Source organism: Chryseobacterium ginsenosidimutans (assembly GCF_024807225.1).
In the GTDB taxonomy this organism is placed as follows: domain Bacteria; phylum Bacteroidota; class Bacteroidia; order Flavobacteriales; family Weeksellaceae; genus Chryseobacterium; species Chryseobacterium ginsenosidimutans.
The window spans coordinates 501,173-525,441 of record NZ_JANUCO010000001.1 but is presented as its reverse complement, the minus strand read 5'-3'; the positions used below and the strand labels follow the sequence as shown (position 1 = coordinate 525,441).

Sequence of the window (24,269 nt, the reverse complement as noted above, 5' to 3'; positions counted from 1 at the left end):
GGCAATCGCAATTGATTTAGTGTTTGATACTTAACAAATATAGAAAATTTCTTTTAGTTATTTATATCAATAAAAATGCCCCATAAAATGAGGCATATAACAAATATGAGTGATTTTTCTTAACAATCGCATGGCATAACATCAAGAACCGCATTTAGGCAATGTTCTTTTTGCCATGCAGACCAAGTACACCATTCTGTACACCAGCTTGCCAGAGGAGGACATCTTTCAGCACCTCCATTAATGTTTTTTAAATTCTTCTTTGTCAATTTTTTTAAATTTTTCATAAATATTTCGTTTTAATTTGACGCCTACTCTATTCGCTTTTCGGCTTCCGCAAATGATTTGTTATTTGATTGTTACCAAATATATAAATATTTCACATTAATTAGAATAATTATGAAAATTTTTAACTTTTTTAACATTAATTAAACACAAAAAAACCTCAACAAAAATGTTGAGGTTTTAATTTTTATAAAACGCTTAAAAATTATGCGTTTGGTTCTACAGATACGAAAGATCTGTTGTTTGCTTTCTTTCTGAAAACTACTTTACCGTCTACTAGAGCAAACAAAGTGTGGTCTTTACCCATTCCCACGTTAGTACCTGGGTGGTGTTGCGTACCTCTTTGTCTGATAATAATGTTTCCGGCAATAGCTTCTTGTCCTCCGAAGATCTTCACACCTAATCTTTTAGAGTGAGATTCTCTACCGTTCTTGGAACTACCGACTCCTTTCTTGTGTGCCATTTTATTAGTGGATTATTTATTTAACGCTTTAAAAGTATCAATGTTCTTTACGATAGCAGCATCTACTTCTTCGTGTGTAAGAACAGTCTTTTCTAATTCAACTTTAACTGCTTTACCTAAAGTAATTAAAGTTTCTCTGTTTTCTTTAGACTGAGACAAGTTGTTTTTCTTCAAGTGGTAGTTCAATTCGTGATCTTCACCGAAGTTAACAGTTGCGTTGTCAGAAAGAATTTCCGCTTTAGCAGTTTCTTTTTTAGCAGCTTTCTTTGGAGCAGCATCAAATCCTGTGATACCAGTAATCTGAATTTGAGTCAAAGATTGTCTGTGACCGTTTTTCACTTGGTAACCTTTTCTTCTTTTCTTTTTGAAAACGATTACTTTATCAGCTTTTACGTGGTCTAGGATCTCTGCTTCCACAGTGATTCCGCTTACAGCTGGGGCGCCTACAGTGATTGCTCCGTTTACAGTAAGAAGTACTTTATCGAAAGATACTTTTCCTCCTTTGTCTCCTTTTAAACGGTTCACAAACAACTTCTGGTCTTGCTCAACTTTGTATTGAAGCCCTGCTATTTCTACAATTGCAAACATTGTTTATAAATTTTTAGTTATTTCGAGGTGCAAATATAAGAATTTTTTCTAAATAGCTTACAATCAAACCCATCTTTTTTTAGCATTAAAATTTTAACTATGTTTTGAATAATTTTTCACAATAAAGTGATATTAATTTCCGTTTAAATTAATATCTTCGTTTACACCTAATTTATTTAATATGAAAACAAACTTTAATTTCCGCTTACTTGCGGGAGCTTTTGCTGTACTCTCATTATCAGCATGTAACGACGACAATCTGGAAACTCCCGTACAACCAGAACAACAGACAGAAAACTTAAAAATCGATCAGCCAAACGAACTTGAAAAAGTATGCTATTACGTAGATCAGTACTGGAGTTCTTCATCTGTTTTGGCAACTTCTCTGCAAAATTCCACAGATACCAATTTTATGAACTCTCAAATGACGAAAATTGCAAGCCTTTGGGGAAGAAGCAATCCAACTTTAAGATTCGTGAACGATCCTTCGAATGTTAATTCAACGTACAACGCGATTTCCTATTCAACAGGAAAAATCTATTATGGTTACGCTATCTATTATGATGCTAAATCAAAAGGAGGCGATATTGTGAACGCAATGATTCTCGCTCATGAATACGGACATCAGTTGCAGTACATTTTCGGATTGCCTTCCGTAAGTGAATCTACAGCAAGACCAAACGAACTGGAAGCAGACGGTTTTGCAGGATATTATCTAAGAAGACCAAATGGCTACAACCAAACCACTTTTGCTCAGATCGCAGCAGCTTATGAATTTGCACAAAGCATCGGCGATTATCAAACGACAAGTTCCGGACACCACGGAACGCCTCCACAAAGAAGATCTGCAGTTCGTCTGGGATTCCTTTTAGGACAATACGATCTTTCTGCTTCTTCATTTGATTATAACTTTTTCTATTATTATCAGGGAGTTCTAAACGGAACTTATAAAATGGGGAAAAACACTCAAAATCCTGAACTTGACGCTTACATGAGTCAATATATGGACGAATTAAGAAAAATTCAGAACGGAGAAATTTCTGCGGAAGAATTTAAAGACCTGCAATAAACATTCATTTTTGATATATCTTTTCTCAAGAGGTAAGGCATCGTCCTTGCCTCTTTTTCTTTATCCAAAAAATTCATAAAGTTTATTTACATTTGAAAATCATATCTAAAACATGAACAGAGACCTTTACATTGATTTTGCAAAAGGATTGGCAACCCTTTCCATTATATTTATCCATACCGCTTTTTGGTCGGGACAACTTTATATTCCGGCTGAAGTGAGGGTATTTTCTCTGGTCTTTGATGTTGCTTTATTTTATGCGTTAAGTGGAATTACTTCTGGTTCAAATATCGAAAAAACATTATACAGATTATTAAAGTTACAGATCACCTACATGATTTTTGTAACCTTTTTGTTCTTTTTGGATTACTTTTTTAAAGTTTTTGGGTTAACTTTTTTCTCTTTGGAATGGCTGCAAAGTTTTTATTCAACATTTGGATCAAAATATGCGGCAACAAGTATTTCTATAGTTCCACAATGGGAAAATCTGGGCAACTGGTATCTTCATCAATATACGAATGCAGATACTTTTCCTGTAGTTATGGGAAGTTTCTGGTATTTAAGAGTTTATTTTATTTTAACGGTTTTTGGAGTTTTAATATTAAGATTTTTCCCAAAACATATCAATTGGTTTATTGGAATTTGCATCGGTTTAACCTTACTATTTAATATTTTACCGGAAATTTATCCTTCAGGACAGGTTGGTTACGTTGCTTTTTATATGACCGTTTTTTTAGTCGCCAACAAAATGAGAGGAAAAACAATTCCTGTGAAAATGATTCCAGTTCTTTATAGTATTGTAGCATTAGCTTTGATATGGATGTTCTGGAATTACGGAAACGATATATTTTACAAAATCAACAGAAATAAATTCCCCCCGAAAATACCTTACATTATCTGGGCTTCATTCTCTTTGGTTACTTTATTCGTTTTTTACAACAAATTAAAGATCACAAAAGAAAGTTTTGTAACGCATATCGGGAAAAACGCCATATTCTTCTATTTCGCACAGGGAATCAGCTCTTCTCTTATTTATTTTCTGGTTGTTCCTTTAAAAGAAAATATGTCTTGGTGGGTTTTAATGATTATCGTGTATGTTATCAATATCATTTTAGCCTTCATCATTTCGATCGGACTGAAGAAGGTTGATAAGTTGGGCTGGAAAGTCTTAGAATTTTTAAGAAGAAAAACCGCTTCTTAAATTTTTTAGTCTCTTCTATTTCTTCCGCTTCTCGCTATTAAAACAATAATAATGAGCAGAAGAAACTCCGCCTCCAATAAGATACATTGGATCGGCATACCATTCTGTCGTCGTTGTGGTCGTCGTTTTATTTTCTTTTGTAACAACTCCGGTTGTATCCTGAGCAAAAGCAAATAAAGACATCAACATTGTGAATGCAAAGATGAACAAGGCATTCATTTTCTTTTTAATAATTGTGATGGTTTTCATTGTTTTGAGTTTAATTGTTTAAATAATATCAAAAGAGAGACCATCTGGTTATCTATTTACATGAAAGCAAGAACTTTGACGAAAAATTTTAATCAAAAATAAAACTTCTATCGTATCGCAATTTATTTTAATTTTGCATAAATTTTTAAAACATGTTTAAGTTGAAACTTCCTACCGATCCAAGGTGGGCAAATATTGCAGAAGGAAACATTCAGGAAATTTTGACCGATCATGCTTGGTGCGAGCAAAAAGCAGCTACCAATGCGATCAGCCTTATTATTATGCTTTCGGAATATCCGGAAATCGTTACCGAACTTCTCGTAATTGCTCAGGAAGAGCTTGATCATTTTAATCAGGTTCATGAGATCATTAAGAAAAGAGGTTACATTTTTGGAAAAGCAAGAAAAGACGATTATGTGAATGAACTTGCTAAATTTGTAGTTCAGGGAACAAGAGAGAAACTTATTGTCGACAAATTACTTTTTGCAGCGATGATTGAAGCCAGAAGCTGTGAGAGATTTAAAGTACTGACAGAAAACATAAAAGACGAAGAATTAAAAACTTTTTATAAAGAATTAATGATTTCCGAAGCCAATCATTACACCACATTCATCGGGTTTGCAAGACAAATGGGCGATGTGGAAGTTGTAAATAAGCGTTGGGAAGAATGGCTGGAATATGAAGCAAAGATCATTCAGTCTTATGGAAAAAGCGAAACTATTCACGGATAAAAAATATTTGCATTGAAAAAACTGACGTTTGAAAATATTGCCAATTTCTTCCTGAAAAATTTCTTTCAGGGATTAGTAATTATCGGTCCGATCGGGCTGACAATTTTTGTGATTTGGTATGTCATCACATCTATTGACAATATTATTCCGTCTGTTGCAAAGGAAATTCCGGGGTTAGTTTTTATTTCAATTATTTTAATTACTGCGATTTTAGGATTTTTAGGAAACAAATTCGTTGTCGGAAGATTCTTTTTCGATACGATGGACAGTCTATTGGAAAAAACTCCCGGAGTAAAGCACATTTACACTCCAACAAAAGACGTCATGTCTTCATTTGTAGGGGATAAGAAAAAATTTAATGATCCTGTTTGGGTTAAGACAAACGCAAATCCTGAAATATGGAGAATCGGATTTTTAACTCAAAAGGAAATGGCAGACGTTGAAAAACACAATTATGTAGCCGTATATCTTCCTCATTCTTACGCAATTTCGGGTTGGGTAATCGTGACTGAGGAAAAAAACATCAAACCCGTTGTGGGTATGACAGCTGCTTCTGCAATGAAATTTGCGGTAAGTGGCGGTGTTGCAGGGTTCCATTCTGATGACAATATTTTCAAAGCACCGGAATAGGGCTTTTTTACTTCTATAATAATATCAAAATCAGGTATTATTAACTATACTTTTCTTTATTTAAATACACTTGATTAAAGAAATCATTTCTCATATCAACAAAACATATTCTGCCGAAAGAAAAATATTTTCTTACAGTTTATCCGTTTTATTGATTCAGACATTACAGATTTAAACAAATAAAACTAACAATACTTAAATTAAAACGATGGGCAAAGTTGCAATCATAGGAGCTGGAGTTTCTGGCTTGAGTATGGCAAATTATTTAGAAAAAAATAATATTGACTATCATCTCTACGAAAGAAGAACCCCAAATGACCTGAAAGGACACGGATTTATCCTCCCAAAAGAAGGCATTGAGTTTCTTTCAAACATTATTAATATTGATGATCTTTACGAAAAGGGAAGTTTCCTGAAAAAATACATTCATTACAGCCAAAACGGAGAAATTATTTCTGAAAAAGATCTTGATGATGTTTTTGTAGTTTCCAGAAGTGCCTTGATAGAAATCTTGGCAAATGGAGTTTCCTAAAGACAAAATTTCATACAAATCGACTGTTACTCTTAACGGATTTTCTGACGGAAAAGCAAACATTACGCTTGATGAAAACAATTCTCTTGAGGCGGATATCGTTATTGCTTCAGATGGTTCAAGAAGCAGAATCAGAAGAACCATTTTTCAGGAGGAAACGATGAAAGCGGTGCTGGAAAACGAAGTTGTAAACATCATCGAAAACGAAGAATTAGCAAGCCAGATTGAAAGCAATTTCCTGAAATTCCATCATGAAAAGGGAGGACTTACTTTTGGTGTTTTAAAACTTTCTTCTTCAAAAATCCTTTGGTACTGTCAGTTTGATATTACTAAATTTTTCATTAATGAAGATTACACGCCGGATTGCATCAGACAATTCATGCTGGATAATTTCGGTGACTGGAATCCTTTGGTTTCATCAATTATTGAAGGTTCAAGCTACGAAAACGCTCACATCTGGAGAGTGTATGAATTGGAAAAATTAAATCCTTTTTATCACGAAAATATAGTTTTCATCGGCGATGCAGCACATCCATTGATTCCTTTTACAAGCCAGGGAGTTACTTCTGCATTGAAGGATTCTTTTACTTTAACTAATCTTTTAGTAGAAGGAAACAATCTTCAGGAAACCTTCAAAACATATGAAGACAACAGAAGACCGGAAATCGACATTCACATCAAAAACGGAAGAGCATTGCTCGATCAATTCCTTTTACCACTAAGCGAACAACCGAAAAACACATTACCAATTTCATATAAATAAACATGTTTACAAATAAAGATATCAACTTCGAAGCTCTGAAAAGAAAAGCTTACAACGGAAGATGGGCGACACTGGAAGACGGAATAATTCCTTTAACGGCAGCAGATCCTGACTTCAGAATGTCAACAGAAATAGAAAACGGAATTATTGAATATATTAAGGATGGTTATTTAAGTTACGGTCCTTTTTCAGGACTTCCTGAGTTCAAAAAAAGTGTTGCAGAGCACTTTAACACAGGAAAAAATGGAAACTTCACTCCTGAAAACGTATTAGCTGTAAACAGTGCCGCAATGGGAATGTTTATGGTTGCGAAATATGTTTTAAATCCGGGTGACGAAGCCATTATTTTCGATCCGGTTGATTTCTTGTTTAAAAAAACAGTAGATGCCGTTGGCGGAAACATTAAATTGTGCGCTGTAGATTCTCAAACCGGAGACATCGATTTCGAAATGTTGGTTTCTTTAATCGGACCAAAAACAAAATTAATCAGCATCTGTAATCCTCACAATCCGGTTGGTAGAGTTTATTCTAAAGAAATTCTACAGAAAATTTCTGAAATCGCTGCAGCTCATGATCTTTGGGTAATGAGTGACGAAATCTGGAGTGATATTGTCTATGATAAAAGAGAATTCAACACATATTCTTCTGTTTCTGAGGAAGCGAAAAAGAAAAGTTTTACGGTCTTTGGGTTTTCAAAATCTTTCGGAATTGCAGGATTAAGAATCGGTGCTGTTTTATGTAATGATCAGGATTTGTTGGATGATTTTACCGAAAAATCTCAATTCAATTCTACGATTGAAGGCGTTTCTACATTGTCTCAAATTGCTGCAAGTGTTGCGATTGACAAAGCAAAACCTTGGTTTAATGATTTCCTGACGCATTTACAGCATAACAGAGATTTAGCTCATAGCATGTTAAGCAATTCAGGAATTTTAACACCTAATTTGCCTGAAGCAACTTTCGTAATTTTCCCTAAAATTGAAAACGGAATGTCGAGTGACGAGTTTGCACAACACGTTTTAAAACAAGGAAAAGTAGCCATCGTTCCCGGCTCCGAAAGATGGTTCGGAAAGGGCGCAGAAGGTCACGTCAGAATCTGTTTTTCTACTTCGCAAGAAATCCTGACTGAAGGTTTACACAGGGTTATTAATAGCTTTTAAATACTATTTTCCCACAGATTTCACAAATCGCACAAAATCTGTGTAATCCGTGAAATCTGTGGGAATTTTTTATTATTTCTTCGAAATTTTATACAATTTCCCGCTATCCGTCACGGCATACAAATTTCCGTCACTTCCATTCAGAACATCACGAAATCTTTCTTTTTGATCTGCCAAAAGACGCTCTTCACCAACTACTTTATTGTCTTTGATGACAATTCTGTTGATATGTTCGCCGCTTAAACATCCGATCATTAAATTACCTTTCCATTCATCGATATTTCCTGTATAGAAAGTAACTCCGCTGGGAGAAATCACGGGATCCCAATAATAAACAGGCTGCTCTGTTCCTGCTTTTTGAGTGGTTCCGTTATTTATTTTTTCGCCTGAATATTCGATTCCATACGTCACGTCTCCCCAACCGTAATTTTTTCCGGGTTTGATTAAATTAATTTCATCACCACCTCTCGGTCCCATTTCCACATCCCAAAGATTTCCGCTCGGATCGATCGCCAATCCTTGTGGATTTCTGATTCCATAGGCATAAATTTCAGGTTTAAATCCCGATTTTCCGATGAAAGGATTTCCCGGCGCGGGTTTTCCTTCTTTTGTTATTTTTAAAATTTTACCCAAATAATTATCCGTTCTTTGAGCATACACTCTTGTTTGCTTATCCGATCTTTCGCCTGTGCTTACAAATAAATTTCCGTCTTTGTCAAAAGCCAATCGACTTCCGTAGTGTTTATCACCATCATAAGTTGGAGTTGCCCGGAAAATAACTTGTACATCAGAAATATTTTTTAAATCCTGAGAAAGCATTCCTTTTGCAACGGCAGTATGATTTCCTTTTTCATAAGGTTCTGAAAAGCTGAAATAAATGATATTATTGGTTGTAAAATCAGGATCAAGAGCAACGTCAAGCATTCCGCCCTGCCCTTTTGAATCTACTTTTGGAAATCCATCAATTTTTGCAACCTGTTTTCCGTCGGTAGAAACTACGTTCATATATCCTTTCTTGTCTGTAATTAAAAATCTTCCGTCCGGTAAATTGATAATTCCCCAAGGTCGACCCAAATCTTTATTTAAAATTTCAATATTATAAGGAGTTGAGCTTTTTACCGCCTTGATTCTTGTCTGTCCAACGAACGCAGGTTTGTAGTCCGGAGAATTCGGTTTATTGGTTTCCACACTTCCGTCTTTACCAACTTGGGCGTTTGCATTATTTTTCTGGCACGACGAAAAAATTATAAATAAACTGACTGCTGAAATGTAAAATTTATTGAATTTCATATTGTTATGATTAAGAGTTTCAAAATGAATGGAAAAATAATGCCATAAAATTTGGTAGTTTAATTTTTTACTCTACATTTGTAGAACAAAGTAACACCTCGTAGAATATGAAAGAAATAAAACTCACCGATTCTGAAAAAGACCTCATGGAAATTCTTTGGGAAAAAGAAAAAATTTTCATGAAAGATATTTTAGAATCCTATCCCGAACCCAAACCAGCGACAACAACCGTTGCTACGCTTCTGAAAAGAATGCAAAACAAAGATCTTGTCGGCTACACATTGTATGGAAATTCCCGCGAATACTTTCCGAAAGTTGCCAAAGGGGAATATTTCAAGGAAGAAATGTCTTCTATGATTGACCGTTTTTTCAACAGTTCCGTGACTCAGTTTGCATCATTTTTCACATCAAATACAAAACTGTCACAAAAACAACTGAAAGAAACTCCGAGAAATTATCGACCAGCAAATCGACGAAAAATGATTATTCTTTTAAAAATAATTTTGTGTTCAGGGCTTTTATTAGGCTTATATCACCTATTCTTAGCAAAGGAAAAAACCTTTACTTTCAACAGGTTTTATTTACTTTTTGCACTGATGTTTTCTTACACCGTTCCATTTATTTCCATTACAACAGAAACTCCAAAACCGGCAAATCGTCTGCAAACAACGATCGCAGTAACACAACAGGTTTTAGATCTTACTTCCACACACGAAAGTTTCAACTGGGCGAATATTGTCTGGATATTTTACGGAATTATCACGTTGATTTTCTTAATAAAAGGAGTTATTTCGATTTTAAAAATTAAAAGTTTAAAAGGCGAAAAAATTATTTATCAAGATCAAATTATTGTATTAACCAAAGAAAATCTGTCGCCTTTCAGTTTTTGGAAAACGATTTATTTGGGAAAGAATTATTTGATTAATAACCAAATAGATTCAAGGATTTTTCTTCATGAAAAGAGTCATTTGGAGCAAAAACACAGCATTGATCTTTTATTTATTGAAATTTTAAAGATTTTCACATGGTTTAATCCTTCCGTTTATTTTTATAAAAAAGCGATTGTAACCAATCATGAATTTTTGGCGGATGAATCTGTCTTAAAAAATGATTTTAACGTAAAAGATTATCAGAATTTAATTCTTGACGAAATTATTTTCTCTCAAAACTATAACCTTACGCATACATTCAATTTTAATAACACCAAAAAACGATTTATTATGATGAACACCAAAAAATCAAAACTGGCAAACATTAAAAAAGCGGTAAGTATTCCGATTTTGATTGCTGCATTCGGATTATTTGTACAAAAAACCTATGCAAATAATATTGAACATATCATTAAAGAAACACAGAGCAAACTTTCAGAACCGGAAAAGAAATCTACTTCTGAAAATACTGTCCAAGCCCCTTTAAATAATGACTCAACTACATTAATTGAAGAAAATACAGCAGAAAAAGAGCCTTTAAAAACAACAAATGATGAAAAAATTTCAGATACGATTCGCCCGAAAGCTAATCAAAATGTAAATGTAGCTCCTGAAAGTTCACAAAACAAAAATATAAATATTGGAGAAAATGAAGAAGTCACGGTAGTTTCCAGAATATCCTGGTGGCATGAACGAATTGAGAAACAAAATTTCAAAGTCATTTGACGGAGCAAAAATAGCACCTAACAAAAGTAAGGAAATGTACAAAACTAATCTTTCGTATACAGTCACAGAAGATGGAAGTTTAGCAGATATAAAGGCTTCAGGAAATAATGAACTTTTTAATAATGAAACAGTATCATCCTTTAAAAGAGCTAATGAAAATATAACCTGGAAACCCGCAGAAAAAGACGGAAAACCTGTTCGCTACAGAATGAGAATTCCATTAACAATGTCTTTCGAATAAACAAAAACAGCACCCGGTTTGAGTGCTGTTTTTATTTTAACCTATTTCATTTCCACTTAGGGTCTGTTTAAATTTGATTCAAACATATTAGAAATCACTGCTCATTTTTTGACGCAAAGCTTTAATTCAATAGTATTTACTCTGAGGTGAGCAAAGATGAATCAACAAGTTGATTTGATGAAATACTGTTTTAACGCTTCGCGGAGCAAATCTTATTTGCTTTTGCCTTCTAAAAATAATGCGGGATTAAATATAATCTTTGCGTTAAAAAATAAAGGATTCCATTTGAAAGAAGCCTAAATCTTTCGATACAAAATTTTACTCTCAAGAAAATATAAAGACCTTTAAAACCATTATTAAATTCAAAATCAAGGAAAAGCATTAATCAGAAATTTCTTTCGTATTTTTGTTATATAAGATCACTTTTTCTATGGATTTCAAACTTCAATCAGAATATAAACCAACCGGAGACCAACCCAAAGCCATCGAAAAACTAACCGAAGGCCTCGAAATTGGGGAAAAATACCAGACTTTATTGGGAGTTACCGGATCCGGGAAAACATTTACCGTTGCCAATGTTGTACAGAATGTTCAGAAGCCGACTTTGGTTTTGGCGCATAATAAGACTTTGGCAGCACAGCTTTTCATGGAGTTTAAAGAATTCTTCCCGGAAAATGCTGTCGAATATTTTGTAAGTTACTACGACTATTATCAACCCGAAGCTTACATTGCTTCATCAGGAACTTATATTGAGAAAGACTTGAGCATCAATGAGGAAGTTGAAAAACTCAGGCTTTCTGCAACGGCAAGTTTGCTTTCAGGAAGAAGAGACGTATTGATTGTAGCCTCAGTTTCATGTATTTACGGTATCGGAAACCCGACGGAATTTCATAAGTCTTTAATTTCCATCGCTATCGGCGACAAGGTAACAAGAACCTCTCTTCTCCATTCTTTAGTGAATGCTTTATATGCCAGAACATTAAACGAATTCCAGAGAGGAACATTCCGTGTGAAAGGGGATGTAATTGACGTTTTTCCGGCGTATGCAGATAATGCCGTAAGAATTCAGTTTTTTGGTGATCAAATTGAAAAAATACAAAGTTTTGATCCTGTTTCAGGAAATGTGACAGGAGCTTTTGAGCAAATTCAGATTTATCCTGCTAATCTTTTCGTGACGTCAAAAGAAACTTTAAACGGAGCGATCAGACATATCCAAGACGATATGGTGAAGCAGGTGGATTTCTTTCATTCCATTGAAAAACCATTAGAAGCCAAAAGATTACAGGAAAGAACCGAGCTTGATCTTGAAATGATTAAAGAATTGGGATACTGTTCAGGAATTGAGAACTATTCGAGATATCTCGACGGAAGATTACCGGGAACACGACCTTTCTGCCTTCTCGATTATTTTCCGAAAGATTTTTTAATGGTGATTGATGAAAGCCACGTTACCGTTCCGCAGGTTCATGCGATGTACGGAGGCGACCGAAGCCGAAAAGAAGCTTTGGTAGAATATGGCTTTAGACTTCCTGCCGCAATGGATAACAGACCTTTGAAATTTAATGAATTTGAAGACATCCAGAATCAGGTAATTTATGTTTCTGCAACCCCTGCAGATTACGAATTGGAGAAAACAGGAGGAGCTTATATCGAACAGCTTATTCGTCCGACAGGACTTTTAGATCCGGTTATCGAAATCAGACCATCATTGAATCAAATTGATGATTTAATGGAAGAAATTCGAAAAAGATCGGATGTCGATGAAAGGGTTTTGGTGACAACTTTAACTAAAAAAATGGCGGAAGAACTGACCAAATATTTTGTAAAATTTGGGATCAGAACGAGATATATTCACTCCGATGTTGAAACGTTGGAGCGTATTCAAATCATGCAGGATTTACGTTTGGGGCTTTTTGATGTTTTAATTGGAGTCAACTTATTAAGAGAAGGTCTGGATTTACCGGAAGTTTCATTGGTTGCTATTCTCGACGCCGACAAAGAAGGAATGCTAAGAAGCAGAAGATCAATGATTCAAACGGTTGGTCGTGCCGCAAGAAACATCAACGGAAGAGCCATTATGTATGCCGATAAGATCACAAAATCGATGCAGGCAACTCTTGACGAAACAGAATACCGTCGAGAAAAACAAATTCAATACAATGAAGAACACGGGCAAGTTCCTGTCGCTTTAAATAAAAAGATTTCTGAAAATCTCGTTGGAAGAAGCAAAGATTTCCCTGACGAAAAATATACCCAAAAAGAGATTCTTCAAAAAGTTGCCGAAGCAAAAGCAACCTACACCAGTGAAGATATGGAAAAAGTAATCGCACAAAAGCAAAAAGAAATGGAAGCCGCTGCCAAAAATCTTGATTTTATAAAAGCTGCTAAATTAAGAGATGAAATTGCTGCTTTAAGAGCATAATGAATAATTCGGCGGCATCTCAAAATATATTGTAAAATAAAACTAACGATAATAAAAATGAAAAGAGTAACAGGAATTGGAGGAATATTCTTCAAATGCAAAGATCCGAAAGCATTGAAAGAATGGTATAAAACTCACCTTGGAATCGATGTTAACGAATACGGAGCAACCTTTGACTGGAAAGAGGTTTCTGATTCAAACCCAAAAGGTTTCTTTGACATGGAGCCCGTCTCCGGAAACAACAAAATATTTCGAGCCGTCGACAAGAGAATTTATGATTAATTATACCGTTGCAGATTTAGAAGCATTGGTTACAGAATTGAAAAAAGAAGGAGTAGAAATTGTAGACGAAATCGCTGTTTATGATTTCGGAAAATTCGTTCATATTCTTGATCTTGAAGGAAACAAAGTTGAACTTTGGGAGCCTAAATAATATTGAAATTATCTTGATATAAAATAGTTTCGGCGGCATCTTTGATGCCGCCGAAACTCTATCCTAAAATTTGTAAATCTTTGTTTTAGGTTTTTCATAACTTACCTTTCCTCCACGAATTGGAGTCAGCAAATCCATCAAACCATTTAATTTTATTTCATAAATCGTCGACAACTGCATTCCCAGCTTTCCTGTTGGCATTCCTTTTCGATAAAACCATTCCAGATAACTTATCGGCAAGTCTGCTAAAATTGTACCTTGATATTTACCGAAAGGCATTTTCATGACACAGATTTCTTTTAATATTTCGGGGTTTATTCCGTTTTCCATTTTATACAATTAAATCAATTCTTTGTTCTAAATCATCATCTTTATCCGGCAACTGAAGATCGGGAGTATCATCGTCTGAAAATTCGTTTCTATACACTTGAATAAGCAAAAGGGTAAGAGAAATCAAAATAGGTCCGAAAATAAGCCCCATAAAGCCAAATAAATTCATTCCCATAATAATTCCGAATACCGTATTTAAAGGATGAATATCTTCCAGTTTTTTCAGGAGGGTGAAACGCAACAGATTATCCGTTAAACCAACCACTACCAAACAATAGGCAGCCAAACCAAGTCCAGTTCCTGTATTTCCTTCTGCAATGATGAAAATACAAACCGGAATATAAACAATTGCCGCTCCCACCACCGGAACCATTGATGCCGCCGCCGTTAAAGCAAAAAGCAAAACCGGACTCGGTGCACCGAAAATAAAGTACCCGATTAAAGCAACAATTCCCTGACCTAGAGCTACAACCGGAATTCCGATCGCGTTTGCCATGATTAATTTTCTTAATTTTTCGCCGATTAAAGAAACGTTTGCTCTTTTTAAAGGTGCGGATGAAGAAAGAATTCTTTCAAAAAACCTTGGTTTCTCCAACATGAAATAAAGAATAAAATACATCGACATTACCACCGTAAGTGTATTGAATGTCCCGCTAAGAGCCTTGGTAGAAAACTGTCCGACAAAGCCTTTCAGCTTATCCATATTTTCTTTACTTAAAATATCAAAATTTGTTTTTGAATAAATATAAGCGTGAATTTTTTCAAGGAATACATTAAACTTCGTCATGTAAACCTGCGCATTTCCTAATTTTTCAATCAGCAAATCTCCAATAAAATAAAGCGGAAGAATAAGAATTATCAAACTTGCAAACATTAAAACCAGTGATGAAGCCCAAGGTTTCCATTTTTTTTCTTCCTGCAGATAAAAATTATACCTTCGGCAAACTACATAAATTGTAATCGCTCCCAAAACGGAAGGTATAAAAAGTGCAAGATTAAAACAGATTAAGCCCGCCAACACCAAAATAATAACAAGTAAGGAAACCTGTTTTATTTTAACACTGCTTATTTGTTGATCTTTATTCATTTATTTTTTTAAAATTATTTCTCTTGGTTTTCCTAAAAAAGCACAATACGTAGAATACATCACGATCATGATAAATGGAGCCGTAACGATAATTCCTATGCAGCAAAGAACAATCCCTGCGATACTGATAAGTCCGCCCAATAAACCTGCACCTAAAAACGTACCGTAATTTTCTTTTGCAATGTTAAAAGTCTTACTAATTGCATCCATCGCATTAGAATTTTCAAACAATAAGATTGGATAACCCAAAAGAAAAAGAGGATAAACAAAAAAGAAAGGAATCCCGCACATTGCTGCAGAAATTCCGAAAATAATTGTCGTAATCAAGCTATATAAAAGGATATTTCCTAAATTCTGACGGTATCCTATAAACAAATCTGCAAACTCTATCTGGCTTTTGGTATTAAACTTATTAGCCATGTAAATTAAGCCTACATAAATAGGAGAGAGTAAAATCCCCAAAATACTGGAAGAGGAATAATAAAGAGAAAAACCAGGTTTGTCCCAATATTCGTATCGCGAATAATCTCCATCTAAATCTTTGAAATCCGAAAATCCGCCCCAAGAATTAAATCCTGTAATGGACTGCAATACAAAATCTCCAAGCAAATATATAATCATTGCAATGATAGCGTACAGGAAAATCCCTTTGTACATTTCGAAAGCATGAGAAATAATCGAGCCTGTATCTCTTTCCGGAACAGAACCCTGCTGATCAAATTCGTTAAACTCTGACATGGTGTTATTTTTTTATGTTGTTTCTACCAAATTTAACTTTATTTCGATAGAAAAACATTAAAACCCGTTAAAATTTAATTTTTCTCTGAAAAAACGGTTTTATAAAGCGAATAAATCATAGCATTCCAAAACGGAAAAGTGAATAATCCACCAACTAAAAATAATGCAAAACCAATATATTTAAAGAAAATCGCCACGATTACGCAGACAAATATTTCCAGAAAATACATTTTCAATGCTTTAAAGTTTAAAGAAATCGCTTCGAAGATCGTTTTATTCATAAAGAACATCATTGGTGCTACAAAAATTGTGAGACACACCCAAAGAACTCCAAGAATTACGGTCTGAATCGTGTAAGCAAAAATAAAATACCAAAAAATATAATATCCAATGTATTTGAAAAAATTCAAGCCGTTGTAACCAACGAATAAATCACTTAATTCAGGCTTTTCGCCAAGATCAATCTTTCTGTAGATCTGATAAAAACCAAGATTCAGAGGATACAAAAATATCGTCGCTCCTATTATCCACAAAGAAAAATTCTGAAAAGAATCTGTTGCAAGCATTTTCTGAATTTCCGCTGTATACACCTGCATTCCGTCTTTTGCATACTTTGCCGTTTCAATATATTGACTCATGATTCCGTACTTAGAATCACAGAAAAAGAAAACTGTCATAAGAATTCCAAAATACATGATTGAAAACATGAGCTGAAAAATCAGCGTTTTATTCCAATAGAAAAATGCCTGCTTCAATATAAAATCTAGTCCCGGTTTCTGAGGATATTTGTTCTGCATGAAAAAAATTTTGTGCAAAAGTAATCATCAATAAGTACTTTTGCAGAATGTTTTCAGTGAATCATCAAAAATTTATGGAAATGGACGAACTTTCACTCCAGAATGTTCCCTATTTTTTCATCATCGATTTCCTTACGGAGAATGTCGAAATCTTCAAAGAAAATGAAATTGAAAAATCAGACTTATTAGTTGATTTCCAACACTATTCAAACGCAAAAAGCAAACACGAATTGCATAAAAAAATCGAATGGAAATCTTATCCTGAAACGTTAGAAAATTTTAAATCAGGTTTTGATAAAGTTCAGAAAAATATTCACTTAGGAAATTCTTATTTGGTAAATTATACTAGAAAAACTAAGATTAAGACGAATTTGACGCTTAAAGAAATTTTTTATCATTCCAGTGCAAAATATAAAGTTTTTTATAAAGATTTTTTTGTATTTTTTTCTCCTGAAACTTTTGTAAAGATTATTGACGGAAAAATTCTGACTTATCCGATGAAAGGCACAATCGATGCTTCATTGGAGAACGCAGCGGAAGTTCTGAAGAACGATAAAAAGGAGAAAGCAGAGCATTACACGGTTGTAGATTTGCTCCGAAACGATCTAAGCATGGTGGCAGACAATGTGAAAGTTGATAAATTCCAACACATTGATTTCATCAAAACACAGCAAAAGGATTTGTATGCGATGAGTTCCGAAATTTCGGGGAATTTAAAGCCTGAATTTGATGGAAAACTGGGAAGTATTATGAAAAAATTACTTCCTGCAGGTTCTATTTTAGGAGCTCCAAAACCGAAAACTTTGGAAATAATTCTTGAAGCGGAAGGCTACGAAAGAGGTTATTACACGGGAGTTTGCGGATGGTTTGATGGTGAAAATGTAGACAGCTGTGTTATGATCCGCTTTATTGAAAAAGAAGGTGACGAACTTTATTTCAAAAGCGGTGGCGGAATCACTCACATGAGCAAATTAGAAGACGAATATCAGGAAATGAAAAACAAAATCTATGTCCCAATTTATTGAAAGTATTAAGATAGAAGATCAGGAAATTTTTTTATTAGAATTTCATCAGAAGCGTGTGGATCAGACTTTCGCCCATTTTGGGAAAGAAGGTTCTATAGATATTGCTAAAATTTACAAACATCTGGAGCACGATGAAGATGGGCTTTACAAATTAAGAATTGTTTATGATCTCGACAAAAAAGTTCGTACACAGATGATTCCTTACGCGATTCCGCAAATAGAAGATTTTCAGTTGGTTGAAAATAACATTTATGATTATTCTTTCAAATTTGAAGACCGAAAAGAGCTGGAAAAAATGAAGATGAAATCTAAAGCTGAAGAGATTATTATCGTTAAAAACAATCATATTACCGATACTTCATTTTCCAATCTACTGTTTTTGAAAGGGAAAGACTGGTTTACGCCTTCTTCTTACCTTTTGAATGGTGTACAGAGACAAAATCTGTTAAAGCACAAGAAAATTAAAGAAACGGAAATCACCTTACAAAACATTAAGCAGTTTACTCATTTTCAACTGATTAATGCTTTGAATGATTTTGATGAAAATTTTATTTATCCTCTAGACAGAATTATAAATTTACCCGGTAACGAAGAATATTTAGACCTTTAGCTTTCTTTTAAAAAGTTGAAATAAGCTTTCTGTACTTCCGCATTATTTTGCCCGTTTGTATTGACTTCCAGTATTTTAGGTTGCACATCCGGCTTGAAGAAATTCTCCAGAACTCTATCCAATGTAGCTTCTTCATCTACTTTGGTGTAAGAGAATCCGAAGTGTTTCGCCAAATGTTCTGCATTTTTGTGATGTCTCGTTGCGATGAATTCATCCAGCGTATTTGGGTTTGCATTTCCCGGTCCCGGAATAATTTTGAAGATATTTCCTTCTCCGTTATTAAAGATCATAATTCTTACAAACGGCGGAATATATTGGTTCCAAAGACCATTAATATCGTAGAAAAAGCTTAAATCTCCCGTAATCAACAAAGTTGGATTAGCATTTTTGATCGCAAATCCCATCGCTGTAGAAGTCGAACCGTCAATTCCGCTTGTTCCTCTGTTGCAGTAGATTTTTCTTTTGCCATAATCAAAAAGCTGCGCATATCTGATCGCCGAACTGTTGCTGAAATGAATATTATAATTCTCTGGAATCGTCTGCGAAGTTTTATTAAAGAAATAAAAGTCTGAAAACTCGGCAGAATTTAAGAACTTTTCGTGTTTTGCATCTTTTTTATCCCTTAAAACATCCCAAAGATTGAAATAAGGTTTTGGTTCAAGATTAACGAATTTCAATAATTTAGAAAAGAAAATTTCCGGTTTGATCTCGATTTTTTCGGTCAATGCAAAATATGTATCCGGCTGCCAAACAGGATCCAAATGCCAATGTTGTTTTGGTCTCGCTTTTCTTAAAAACTGTTTTACTTTTTTGGAGACCACATTTTGTCCCACAGTAATCAGCAAATCAGGAGCATAGGTTTTAAAATCTTCTTCTGTAAAATTGAAAACGTATCTATCAATGTACTTGAAGAATTTTTCGTGATATAAATTTGAATTCGCTTCACTTAAAACTACAACAGAATGATTTTTAATCAATTGCGTTAATTGATTTTCCAATTCCGGACTGTGATCTTTTGTTCCGACAAGAATTAATATTCTTTGAGATGTATTCCAATCTGCAACCAGATTTGACGGAATTTCGTATTCTTTATGTTTGATCGTTTTTTCAACCGTCGGAAAAGTCGGAAGTTCAGAAATCAAATCATACAAAGGTTCTTCCAAAGGAATATTGATATGAACCGGACCTTGTTTTTCAATACAAAGCTCGATTGCTTTTTTAATGGTCTCAAAATTAATATCTTCTGCATGCTCTTTATTGTCTTCCAAAAGCTGGAAATCTCCGTAAGAATGCTGATGAAAAAGATTATTCTGTCTGATGGTTTGTCCGTCAAAAATATCCACATAATCTACTGGTCTGTCGGCGGTTAACACCAAAAGAGGGATATTAGAATAAAAAGCTTCCGTAATTGCCGGATAGTAATTTACTGATGCAGAACCACTTGTACAGGTAATTGCAACAGGTTTTTTATCACTCATCGCCATTCCCATTCCTACAAAAGCTGCACTTCTTTCATCCACAATACTGAAACAATTGAAGTTATCCATTTCCGAAAAATGAATCGCCAAAGGAGCATTTCTTGATCCCGGCGAAATAATAATATCTGAAATTCCGTATTGCTGAAGAAGATGTGCAAGTATCTGAATACTTCTTTTGGAAGAATATTTTTTCATAGCACAAATTTAATTTATAAATGCTTAACATAAAAAAGAATTTAATTTAAAATCTGTAATTTAGCATTCGTTAAATTTCTAAAAATGGATAAAATACCTAGTGTAGACCTGCGTGATTTCCTTTCGGGTGACCCGGAACGCAAACAGAAATTTGTAAATGAAATCGGAAAAGCTTATGAAGAAATCGGGTTTGTGGCCTTAAAAGGGCACTTTCTTGATGACAAGCTAGTGAGTGAATTGTATGGAGAGGTAAAAAACTTTTTTGAATTACCAACGGAAACGAAACAGAAGTACGAAATTCCGGGAATTGGGGGACAGAGAGGCTATGTAGGATTCGGTAAAGAGACTGCAAAAGGCTTCAAAAAAGGAGACTTGAAAGAATTTTGGCACTTCGGACAATATGTGTCTGATGATTCAAAATACAAAAGCGAGTATCCTGATAACGTAATTGTAGATGAACTTCCAAAGTTCAACGAGGTAGGCAAAGAAGCCTATCAAATGCTTGAAAAAACAGGACAATATGTTTTGAGAGCTTTGGCTATTTATCTTGGTTTGGACGAATTTTATTTTGACGACAAAATCGCAGAAGGAAATTCTATTTTAAGACCCATTCATTATCCGCCCATCACGCAAGAACCAGACGATGCGGTAAGAGCTGCAGCTCATGGAGATATTAATTTGATTACTCTTTTAATGGGTTCCCAAGGAAAAGGTCTTCAGGTTCAGAACCACAACGGAGACTGGATCGACGCGATTGCAGAACCGGACGAATTGATGATAAATGTTGGAGATATGCTTTCGAGACATACCAACAACAAACTGAAATCTACGATTCACAGAGTGGTAAATCCGCCGAGAGAATTGTGGGGAACTTCAAGATATTCTATTCCTTTCTTTATGCATCCGGTAAGTTCAATGTCATTAAATGCCCTTGAAAACTGTGTTGACGAAAACAACCCAAAATTGTATGAAGACACAACAGCAGGAGAGTTTTTACATGAAAGACTGATCGAACTAGGTTTGATCAAAAAATAATAAGAAAACCGTTCCAATTGGAGCGGTTTTTTATTTTCTATTATCGTTTCACGTGAAACTTTTCTTCTAAAATCTTCTTATATTTTTCTGCTCTTACCAAATCTTTTTTGTGAACCCAAAAGTTATAAGAACCTCTGAAATATTCTCCCTGACATTTTGTCGGCAGATATTGATTCACTTCATCATCTTCAGAATGCTCTACGATTTCATATTTCGGAAGCTTTAGATTGAGTAATTTTATATTTTGGGAATATGTCCTTATAATTTCATATTGATAGGATGAATCATTACACGAATAATTGCCAATATCTTTTTTAAAATACTTTTCAAAATAATAAAGCATCAGTTCTTTTCCGGTATTATTCAGTTGACCCCCATTAAAGCTAACAAAAACAGTAAAAAACCAACGATCTTTAACCAATTTTTCAATTTCTTTGTAATGAATATCTTCTCTTCCGGATGGCGAGTTGTTTAATTTTTCAGCCTTTGCGAGAACATCTGCAAGATACATTTCGGAAGTTCGAATAAATCCTTTAGCATCATTATTTCGAGCATATTTCTGATACTCAGTAATTTTGAACATCAATTCCCCAAATTGTCCGTTGACATAATCATGAAGCGCGTCTTTATCTCCTTTAAATTTAACCGAGTCTTTTCTTAGATTTATATTCAAAGATTCTTGAGGACTTAGGAACACATGAATATTTCTTTTTAATTTCTTATCATTTTTGTAAAGTATGGAGAGATTTTTTATTCCGTTTTTTTCATTAATTGTTTGTTTCTGATTAATTCCGATTTCCATTTTCTTATGAGAATATTCGATCTCAACAGGAAAGTCGCTTTTATTATCGATCGTTATTTTCTGTGCCGAACAAAAGCAGGAAAATAATAGAAATAATAACAATTGAGTCCTTTCTTTTAATCTTTTATGCTTTATCATAGCTATAAACTTAAGAATTTTGTCCGGAAAAACAATTTTTTATTAAAAATATACCACAGTATGTTGAGTTATTACTTTTTTGATTATCTTTACGTTAGTATCAAACTTTTAACTAAAACAATATGAAAAATCTAAAAAAACTAAGCAAAGGTCAATTAAAAAGTATTACAGGAGCAGGAGGAATTAAACTTCCAGAACCAGAATTTTGTATGTATGTTTGTGGCGATGTGGTAATCTGCGCAACATGCAGCAAAGACTTCAAATGTCCGGATGACAACACAATGTAAGATTATATCTACAAATCATAAGAAAACCGTTCCTTTTGGAGCGGTTTTTTGTTTGGTAAAATATTCCGATTAAACACTAATACCACAAATGCTTTCCACAAATAAACACTAATAATCTGCAGTAAATTACCGTAAACTTCTGCTTAAATTCAATCAAACAATCTCAACTGCTGATCTTTCGATCCCGTAAAGTTTGCGGTTGAAAGCTTTGGAAATTCTTTTCCGTCAAAGAATTTTTTTCTTCCTATTTTAAAGGTATTGTGAATCATTTCTGCAATATTTCCTTCTCCTTTTTGTCGGTCAAAATATCTTTTTTCGCCTAATTTTCCTCCACGCATGGAACGGATTAAATTTAAAACTTTCTGGGCACGATCCGGAAAAGCATCTTCAATCCATTTTACAAAAACAGGTTCTACGGTATCATTCAATCTCACCATCGTATATCCGAAACTTTGTGCTCCTGCGTCTGAAATGGCTTTTAAAATCGACAAAGGTTCATCGCTGTTTAGCCCGGGAATGATGGGTGCAACCATCACATTCACAGGAATTTTATTTTCAGAAAGAATTTCTACGGCCTTTAATTTATTTTTTGAAGAGCTTGTTCTCGGCTCCATTTTTCTTCGCAGATCTTCATTAATTGTCGGAATACTTAAAGAAACAGAAACCAGATTTTGTTCCGCCATAGGTATTAAAATATCCAGATCTCTCAGAACCAAAGCATTTTTTGTCAGAATATTGACAGGATGTCTGTAATCGAGACAAACCTGCAATATTTTTCTTGTGATCTCAAATTTTCTTTCTGCAGGCTGATAACAATCTGTGTTTCCGGAAAGCAAAATTGAAGCTGGTTTGTATCCTCTTTTCTGGAAAAATTTCTCCAATAATTCGGGAGTACTTTTCTTTATCATAATCTTTCTTTCGAAATCAATTCCGGCGCTGTATCCCCAATATTCGTGGGTCGGTCTTGCAAAACAATAAGAACATCCGTGTTCACAGCCTTGATAAGGATTCATAGAATATTCCATCGGTAAATCTTCGCTTTTCACCTGATTTACAATGGTTTTCGGAAATACTTCTATGAAGGAGGTTTTTACGGTTTCGAAATCTTCATCTTCCGGTTCAAAGGTATATCGGTCGAAACGGTTGATTACATTTCGCTGAGCTCCCTGACCTTTTATGATATTTTCGTTCTGCATTTCAAGTGTAAAATTAAAACAGAATTTTTCAAAAATAATACGTTTTAACACTAAAGTTTTCCACAAAAAAATCCAACACTGTGACAGTGCCGGATTTCAACATAATTGAATATATTTTTTAACTACTTCAGTGCATAAAATTCCACGCCGTGATATTCATCTTCGTGGTTTTTTTCATCAAAATGTCTGTGATAATCCGAATAGGCATCACTATATTTTTTATCTTTTCTGTTTAATATTTTCTTTATTCCTATGATACTTAATACTGCCAAAAGTCCAACTCCTCCCGCCAGTAAAACGCCGACCTCTTTTTTCATGTTTTGTCCGATTTAATTTAGTATGATATTGCAAAAAGTGTACCCAATTAAAGTTCTTGTATTATAAATTTTGTTAACATATGATTTAATTTTTGCGAAATGAACAATCGATTAAAATACCACAATTTAAATATCAATGGTTTAATTATTGTATTTTAGAAGAAAAATAGCATTATGGAAAATTCAGAAAACATGACGACCCTGAGCCAGGTTATGGAAAGATTAAAAGAAAGAGGCGTTCACAGAGAATTCAGAATGAATGAAAATTGTGAGATGAAATTCGAAAATTCGGATACCAATTACAAACCTGTTGACCTAACGATAATAAAAACATATCGTTTCGAGGGCGACAGCAATCCGGATGACAATGCGGTTCTTTATTTAGTAAAAGATACTGCCGGAAATATGGGTATGATCATTGATTCTTACGGTGCAGACAGCAATTATCCGGGCGAAGAGTTTGATAAATTTTTAAGAGATATTCCGGTTGAGGAAAGTGAAGATTACAGTTATTAAAATATA

General features: G+C 34.3%; 28 protein-coding genes and 2 pseudogenes. 17 read left to right on the top strand and 13 right to left on the bottom strand.

All coding sequences use genetic code 11. The features are described from left to right. Window positions 1–119 precede the first annotated feature (119 nt). From J3D55_RS02575 to rplU, 3 genes are all read right to left on the bottom strand, one after another. Entirely contained in the window at window positions 120–287 is a 168-nt protein-coding gene (locus J3D55_RS02575; protein ID WP_259127745.1) for a bacteriocin-like protein, read from the bottom strand. Window positions 288–490: 203 nt separating this feature from the next. Beyond that, window positions 491–748 (bottom strand): 50S ribosomal protein L27, encoded by a 258-nt coding sequence (rpmA, locus tag J3D55_RS02570; RefSeq protein ID WP_034701234.1) that lies wholly within the window; start codon window positions 746–748, stop codon window positions 491–493. 12 nt (window positions 749–760) lie between these two features. Continuing rightward, window positions 761–1,336, bottom strand: a complete 576-nt coding sequence (gene rplU, locus J3D55_RS02565) for a 50S ribosomal protein L21 (protein WP_259127742.1) — start codon at window positions 1,334–1,336, stop codon at window positions 761–763. Window positions 1,337–1,517: 181 nt separating this feature from the next. Here rplU and J3D55_RS02560 point away from each other — a divergent pair, with 181 nt between their 5' ends. Next, entirely contained in the window at window positions 1,518–2,405 is an 888-nt protein-coding gene (locus J3D55_RS02560) for a neutral zinc metallopeptidase (protein WP_259127741.1), read from the top strand. 112 nt (window positions 2,406–2,517) lie between these two features. Next, window positions 2,518–3,606: an acyltransferase family protein gene (locus tag J3D55_RS02555; protein WP_259127739.1), complete on the top strand. Its 1,089-nt coding sequence runs from the start codon at window positions 2,518–2,520 to the stop codon at window positions 3,604–3,606. A 15-nt stretch (window positions 3,607–3,621) separates the two neighbouring features. On the opposite strand, the gene J3D55_RS02550 is transcribed toward J3D55_RS02555, so the two are convergent. Beyond that, window positions 3,622–3,855: a hypothetical protein gene (locus tag J3D55_RS02550; protein ID WP_259127738.1), complete on the bottom strand. Its 234-nt coding sequence runs from the start codon at window positions 3,853–3,855 to the stop codon at window positions 3,622–3,624. Between the two features lie 152 nt (window positions 3,856–4,007). On the opposite strand from J3D55_RS02550, the gene J3D55_RS02545 reads away from it, so the two are divergent. The 5 genes from J3D55_RS02545 (at window position 4,008) to J3D55_RS02525 (ending at window position 7,671) form a co-directional block, all read left to right on the top strand. Beyond that, the gene (locus J3D55_RS02545) at window positions 4,008–4,586 is read left to right on the top strand and encodes a MiaE family protein (protein WP_259127736.1); all 579 of its coding nucleotides are present in this window, start codon (window positions 4,008–4,010) and stop codon (window positions 4,584–4,586) included. 12 nt (window positions 4,587–4,598) lie between these two features. Further along, entirely contained in the window at window positions 4,599–5,216 is a 618-nt protein-coding gene (locus tag J3D55_RS02540; RefSeq protein ID WP_259127734.1) for a DUF502 domain-containing protein, read from the top strand. A 208-nt stretch (window positions 5,217–5,424) separates the two neighbouring features. Continuing rightward, window positions 5,425–5,748, top strand: a complete 324-nt coding sequence (locus J3D55_RS02535) for an FAD-dependent oxidoreductase (RefSeq protein ID WP_259127732.1) — start codon at window positions 5,425–5,427, stop codon at window positions 5,746–5,748. Next, on the top strand, window positions 5,735–6,511 hold the full coding sequence (locus J3D55_RS02530; protein WP_259127731.1) for an FAD-dependent oxidoreductase: 777 nt from the start codon (window positions 5,735–5,737) through the stop codon (window positions 6,509–6,511). Before J3D55_RS02535 ends, J3D55_RS02530 begins: the two co-directional genes overlap by 14 nt. Window positions 6,512–6,513: 2 nt before the next feature. Further along, window positions 6,514–7,671, top strand: coding sequence for a pyridoxal phosphate-dependent aminotransferase (locus J3D55_RS02525; RefSeq protein ID WP_259127730.1), 1,158 nt, complete (start codon window positions 6,514–6,516; stop codon window positions 7,669–7,671). 72 nt (window positions 7,672–7,743) lie between these two features. Here the strand turns inward: J3D55_RS02525 and J3D55_RS02520 are convergent, their stop codons facing one another. Then, complete coding sequence (locus tag J3D55_RS02520; protein WP_259127729.1) at window positions 7,744–8,961, bottom strand: PQQ-dependent sugar dehydrogenase; 1,218 nt, start codon at window positions 8,959–8,961, stop codon at window positions 7,744–7,746. 107 nt (window positions 8,962–9,068) lie between these two features. Here J3D55_RS02520 and J3D55_RS02515 point away from each other — a divergent pair. From J3D55_RS02515 to J3D55_RS02495, 5 genes and pseudogenes are all read left to right on the top strand, one after another. Then, window positions 9,069–9,444: pseudogene (locus J3D55_RS02515) on the top strand (BlaI/MecI/CopY family transcriptional regulator). Beyond that, window positions 9,441–10,616 (top strand): M56 family metallopeptidase, encoded by a 1,176-nt coding sequence (locus J3D55_RS02510; protein WP_259127728.1) that lies wholly within the window; start codon window positions 9,441–9,443, stop codon window positions 10,614–10,616. The pseudogene J3D55_RS02515 and the gene J3D55_RS02510 overlap by 4 nt, the downstream one beginning before the upstream one ends. Before the next feature lie 34 nt (window positions 10,617–10,650). Then, on the top strand, window positions 10,651–10,857 hold the full coding sequence (locus J3D55_RS02505; RefSeq protein ID WP_259127727.1) for an energy transducer TonB: 207 nt from the start codon (window positions 10,651–10,653) through the stop codon (window positions 10,855–10,857). A 430-nt stretch (window positions 10,858–11,287) separates the two neighbouring features. After that, a complete protein-coding gene (gene uvrB / locus J3D55_RS02500; RefSeq protein WP_259127726.1) occupies window positions 11,288–13,279 on the top strand; it encodes an excinuclease ABC subunit UvrB in 1,992 nt (663 codons plus the stop codon). Window positions 13,280–13,336: 57 nt separating this feature from the next. Further along, window positions 13,337–13,712 (top strand): annotated as a pseudogene (locus J3D55_RS02495) (VOC family protein). Window positions 13,713–13,775: 63 nt separating this feature from the next. On the opposite strand, the gene J3D55_RS02490 reads toward J3D55_RS02495, so the two are convergent. The 4 genes from J3D55_RS02490 to J3D55_RS02475 all read right to left on the bottom strand — a co-directional run bounded on the left by J3D55_RS02490 (window position 13,776) and on the right by J3D55_RS02475 (window position 16,664). Beyond that, window positions 13,776–14,030 (bottom strand): DUF3820 family protein, encoded by a 255-nt coding sequence (locus tag J3D55_RS02490; protein WP_259134999.1) that lies wholly within the window; start codon window positions 14,028–14,030, stop codon window positions 13,776–13,778. Window positions 14,031–14,043: 13 nt separating this feature from the next. Next, on the bottom strand, window positions 14,044–15,129 hold the full coding sequence (locus J3D55_RS02485; protein WP_259127724.1) for an AI-2E family transporter: 1,086 nt from the start codon (window positions 15,127–15,129) through the stop codon (window positions 14,044–14,046). Beyond that, the gene (locus J3D55_RS02480) at window positions 15,130–15,867 is read right to left on the bottom strand and encodes a beta-carotene 15,15'-monooxygenase (protein WP_259127723.1); all 738 of its coding nucleotides are present in this window, start codon (window positions 15,865–15,867) and stop codon (window positions 15,130–15,132) included. Between the two features lie 74 nt (window positions 15,868–15,941). After that, window positions 15,942–16,664 (bottom strand): hypothetical protein, encoded by a 723-nt coding sequence (locus J3D55_RS02475; protein WP_259127721.1) that lies wholly within the window; start codon window positions 16,662–16,664, stop codon window positions 15,942–15,944. A gap of 47 nt (window positions 16,665–16,711) precedes the next feature. Between J3D55_RS02475 and J3D55_RS02470 the strand changes: the two genes are divergently transcribed. After that, the gene (locus J3D55_RS02470) at window positions 16,712–17,689 is read left to right on the top strand and encodes an aminodeoxychorismate synthase component I (protein ID WP_259127720.1); all 978 of its coding nucleotides are present in this window, start codon (window positions 16,712–16,714) and stop codon (window positions 17,687–17,689) included. Further along, on the top strand, window positions 17,673–18,299 hold the full coding sequence (locus J3D55_RS02465) for an aminotransferase class IV (protein ID WP_259127719.1): 627 nt from the start codon (window positions 17,673–17,675) through the stop codon (window positions 18,297–18,299). Before J3D55_RS02470 ends, J3D55_RS02465 begins: the two co-directional genes overlap by 17 nt. Here the strand turns inward: J3D55_RS02465 and menD are convergent. Then, a complete protein-coding gene (gene menD, locus J3D55_RS02460; protein WP_259127718.1) occupies window positions 18,296–19,972 on the bottom strand; it encodes a 2-succinyl-5-enolpyruvyl-6-hydroxy-3-cyclohexene-1-carboxylic-acid synthase in 1,677 nt (558 codons plus the stop codon). The genes J3D55_RS02465 and menD overlap by 4 nt on opposite strands. Window positions 19,973–20,056: 84 nt before the next feature. On the opposite strand from menD, the gene J3D55_RS02455 reads away from it, so the two are divergent. Next, window positions 20,057–21,007, top strand: coding sequence for an isopenicillin N synthase family dioxygenase (locus tag J3D55_RS02455; protein ID WP_259127717.1), 951 nt, complete (start codon window positions 20,057–20,059; stop codon window positions 21,005–21,007). 40 nt (window positions 21,008–21,047) lie between these two features. On the opposite strand, the gene J3D55_RS02450 is transcribed toward J3D55_RS02455, so the two are convergent. Next, window positions 21,048–21,947 (bottom strand): hypothetical protein, encoded by a 900-nt coding sequence (locus tag J3D55_RS02450; RefSeq protein WP_259127716.1) that lies wholly within the window; start codon window positions 21,945–21,947, stop codon window positions 21,048–21,050. A gap of 122 nt (window positions 21,948–22,069) precedes the next feature. On the opposite strand from J3D55_RS02450, the gene J3D55_RS02445 reads away from it, so the two are divergent. After that, window positions 22,070–22,234, top strand: coding sequence for a bacteriocin-like protein (locus tag J3D55_RS02445; protein WP_259127715.1), 165 nt, complete (start codon window positions 22,070–22,072; stop codon window positions 22,232–22,234). 149 nt (window positions 22,235–22,383) lie between these two features. On the opposite strand, the gene J3D55_RS02440 is transcribed toward J3D55_RS02445, so the two are convergent. Next, a complete protein-coding gene (locus tag J3D55_RS02440; RefSeq protein WP_259127713.1) occupies window positions 22,384–23,430 on the bottom strand; it encodes a PA0069 family radical SAM protein in 1,047 nt (348 codons plus the stop codon). 122 nt (window positions 23,431–23,552) lie between these two features. After that, window positions 23,553–23,747, bottom strand: coding sequence for a hypothetical protein (locus J3D55_RS02435; RefSeq protein ID WP_259127712.1), 195 nt, complete (start codon window positions 23,745–23,747; stop codon window positions 23,553–23,555). Between the two features lie 174 nt (window positions 23,748–23,921). Here J3D55_RS02435 and J3D55_RS02430 point away from each other — a divergent pair, with 174 nt between their 5' ends. Then, window positions 23,922–24,263 carry a hypothetical protein gene (locus J3D55_RS02430; protein ID WP_259127711.1) on the top strand — a complete coding sequence of 114 codons (342 nt, stop codon included), beginning with the start codon at window positions 23,922–23,924 and terminating at the stop codon, window positions 24,261–24,263. Window positions 24,264–24,269: the final 6 nt, after the last annotated feature.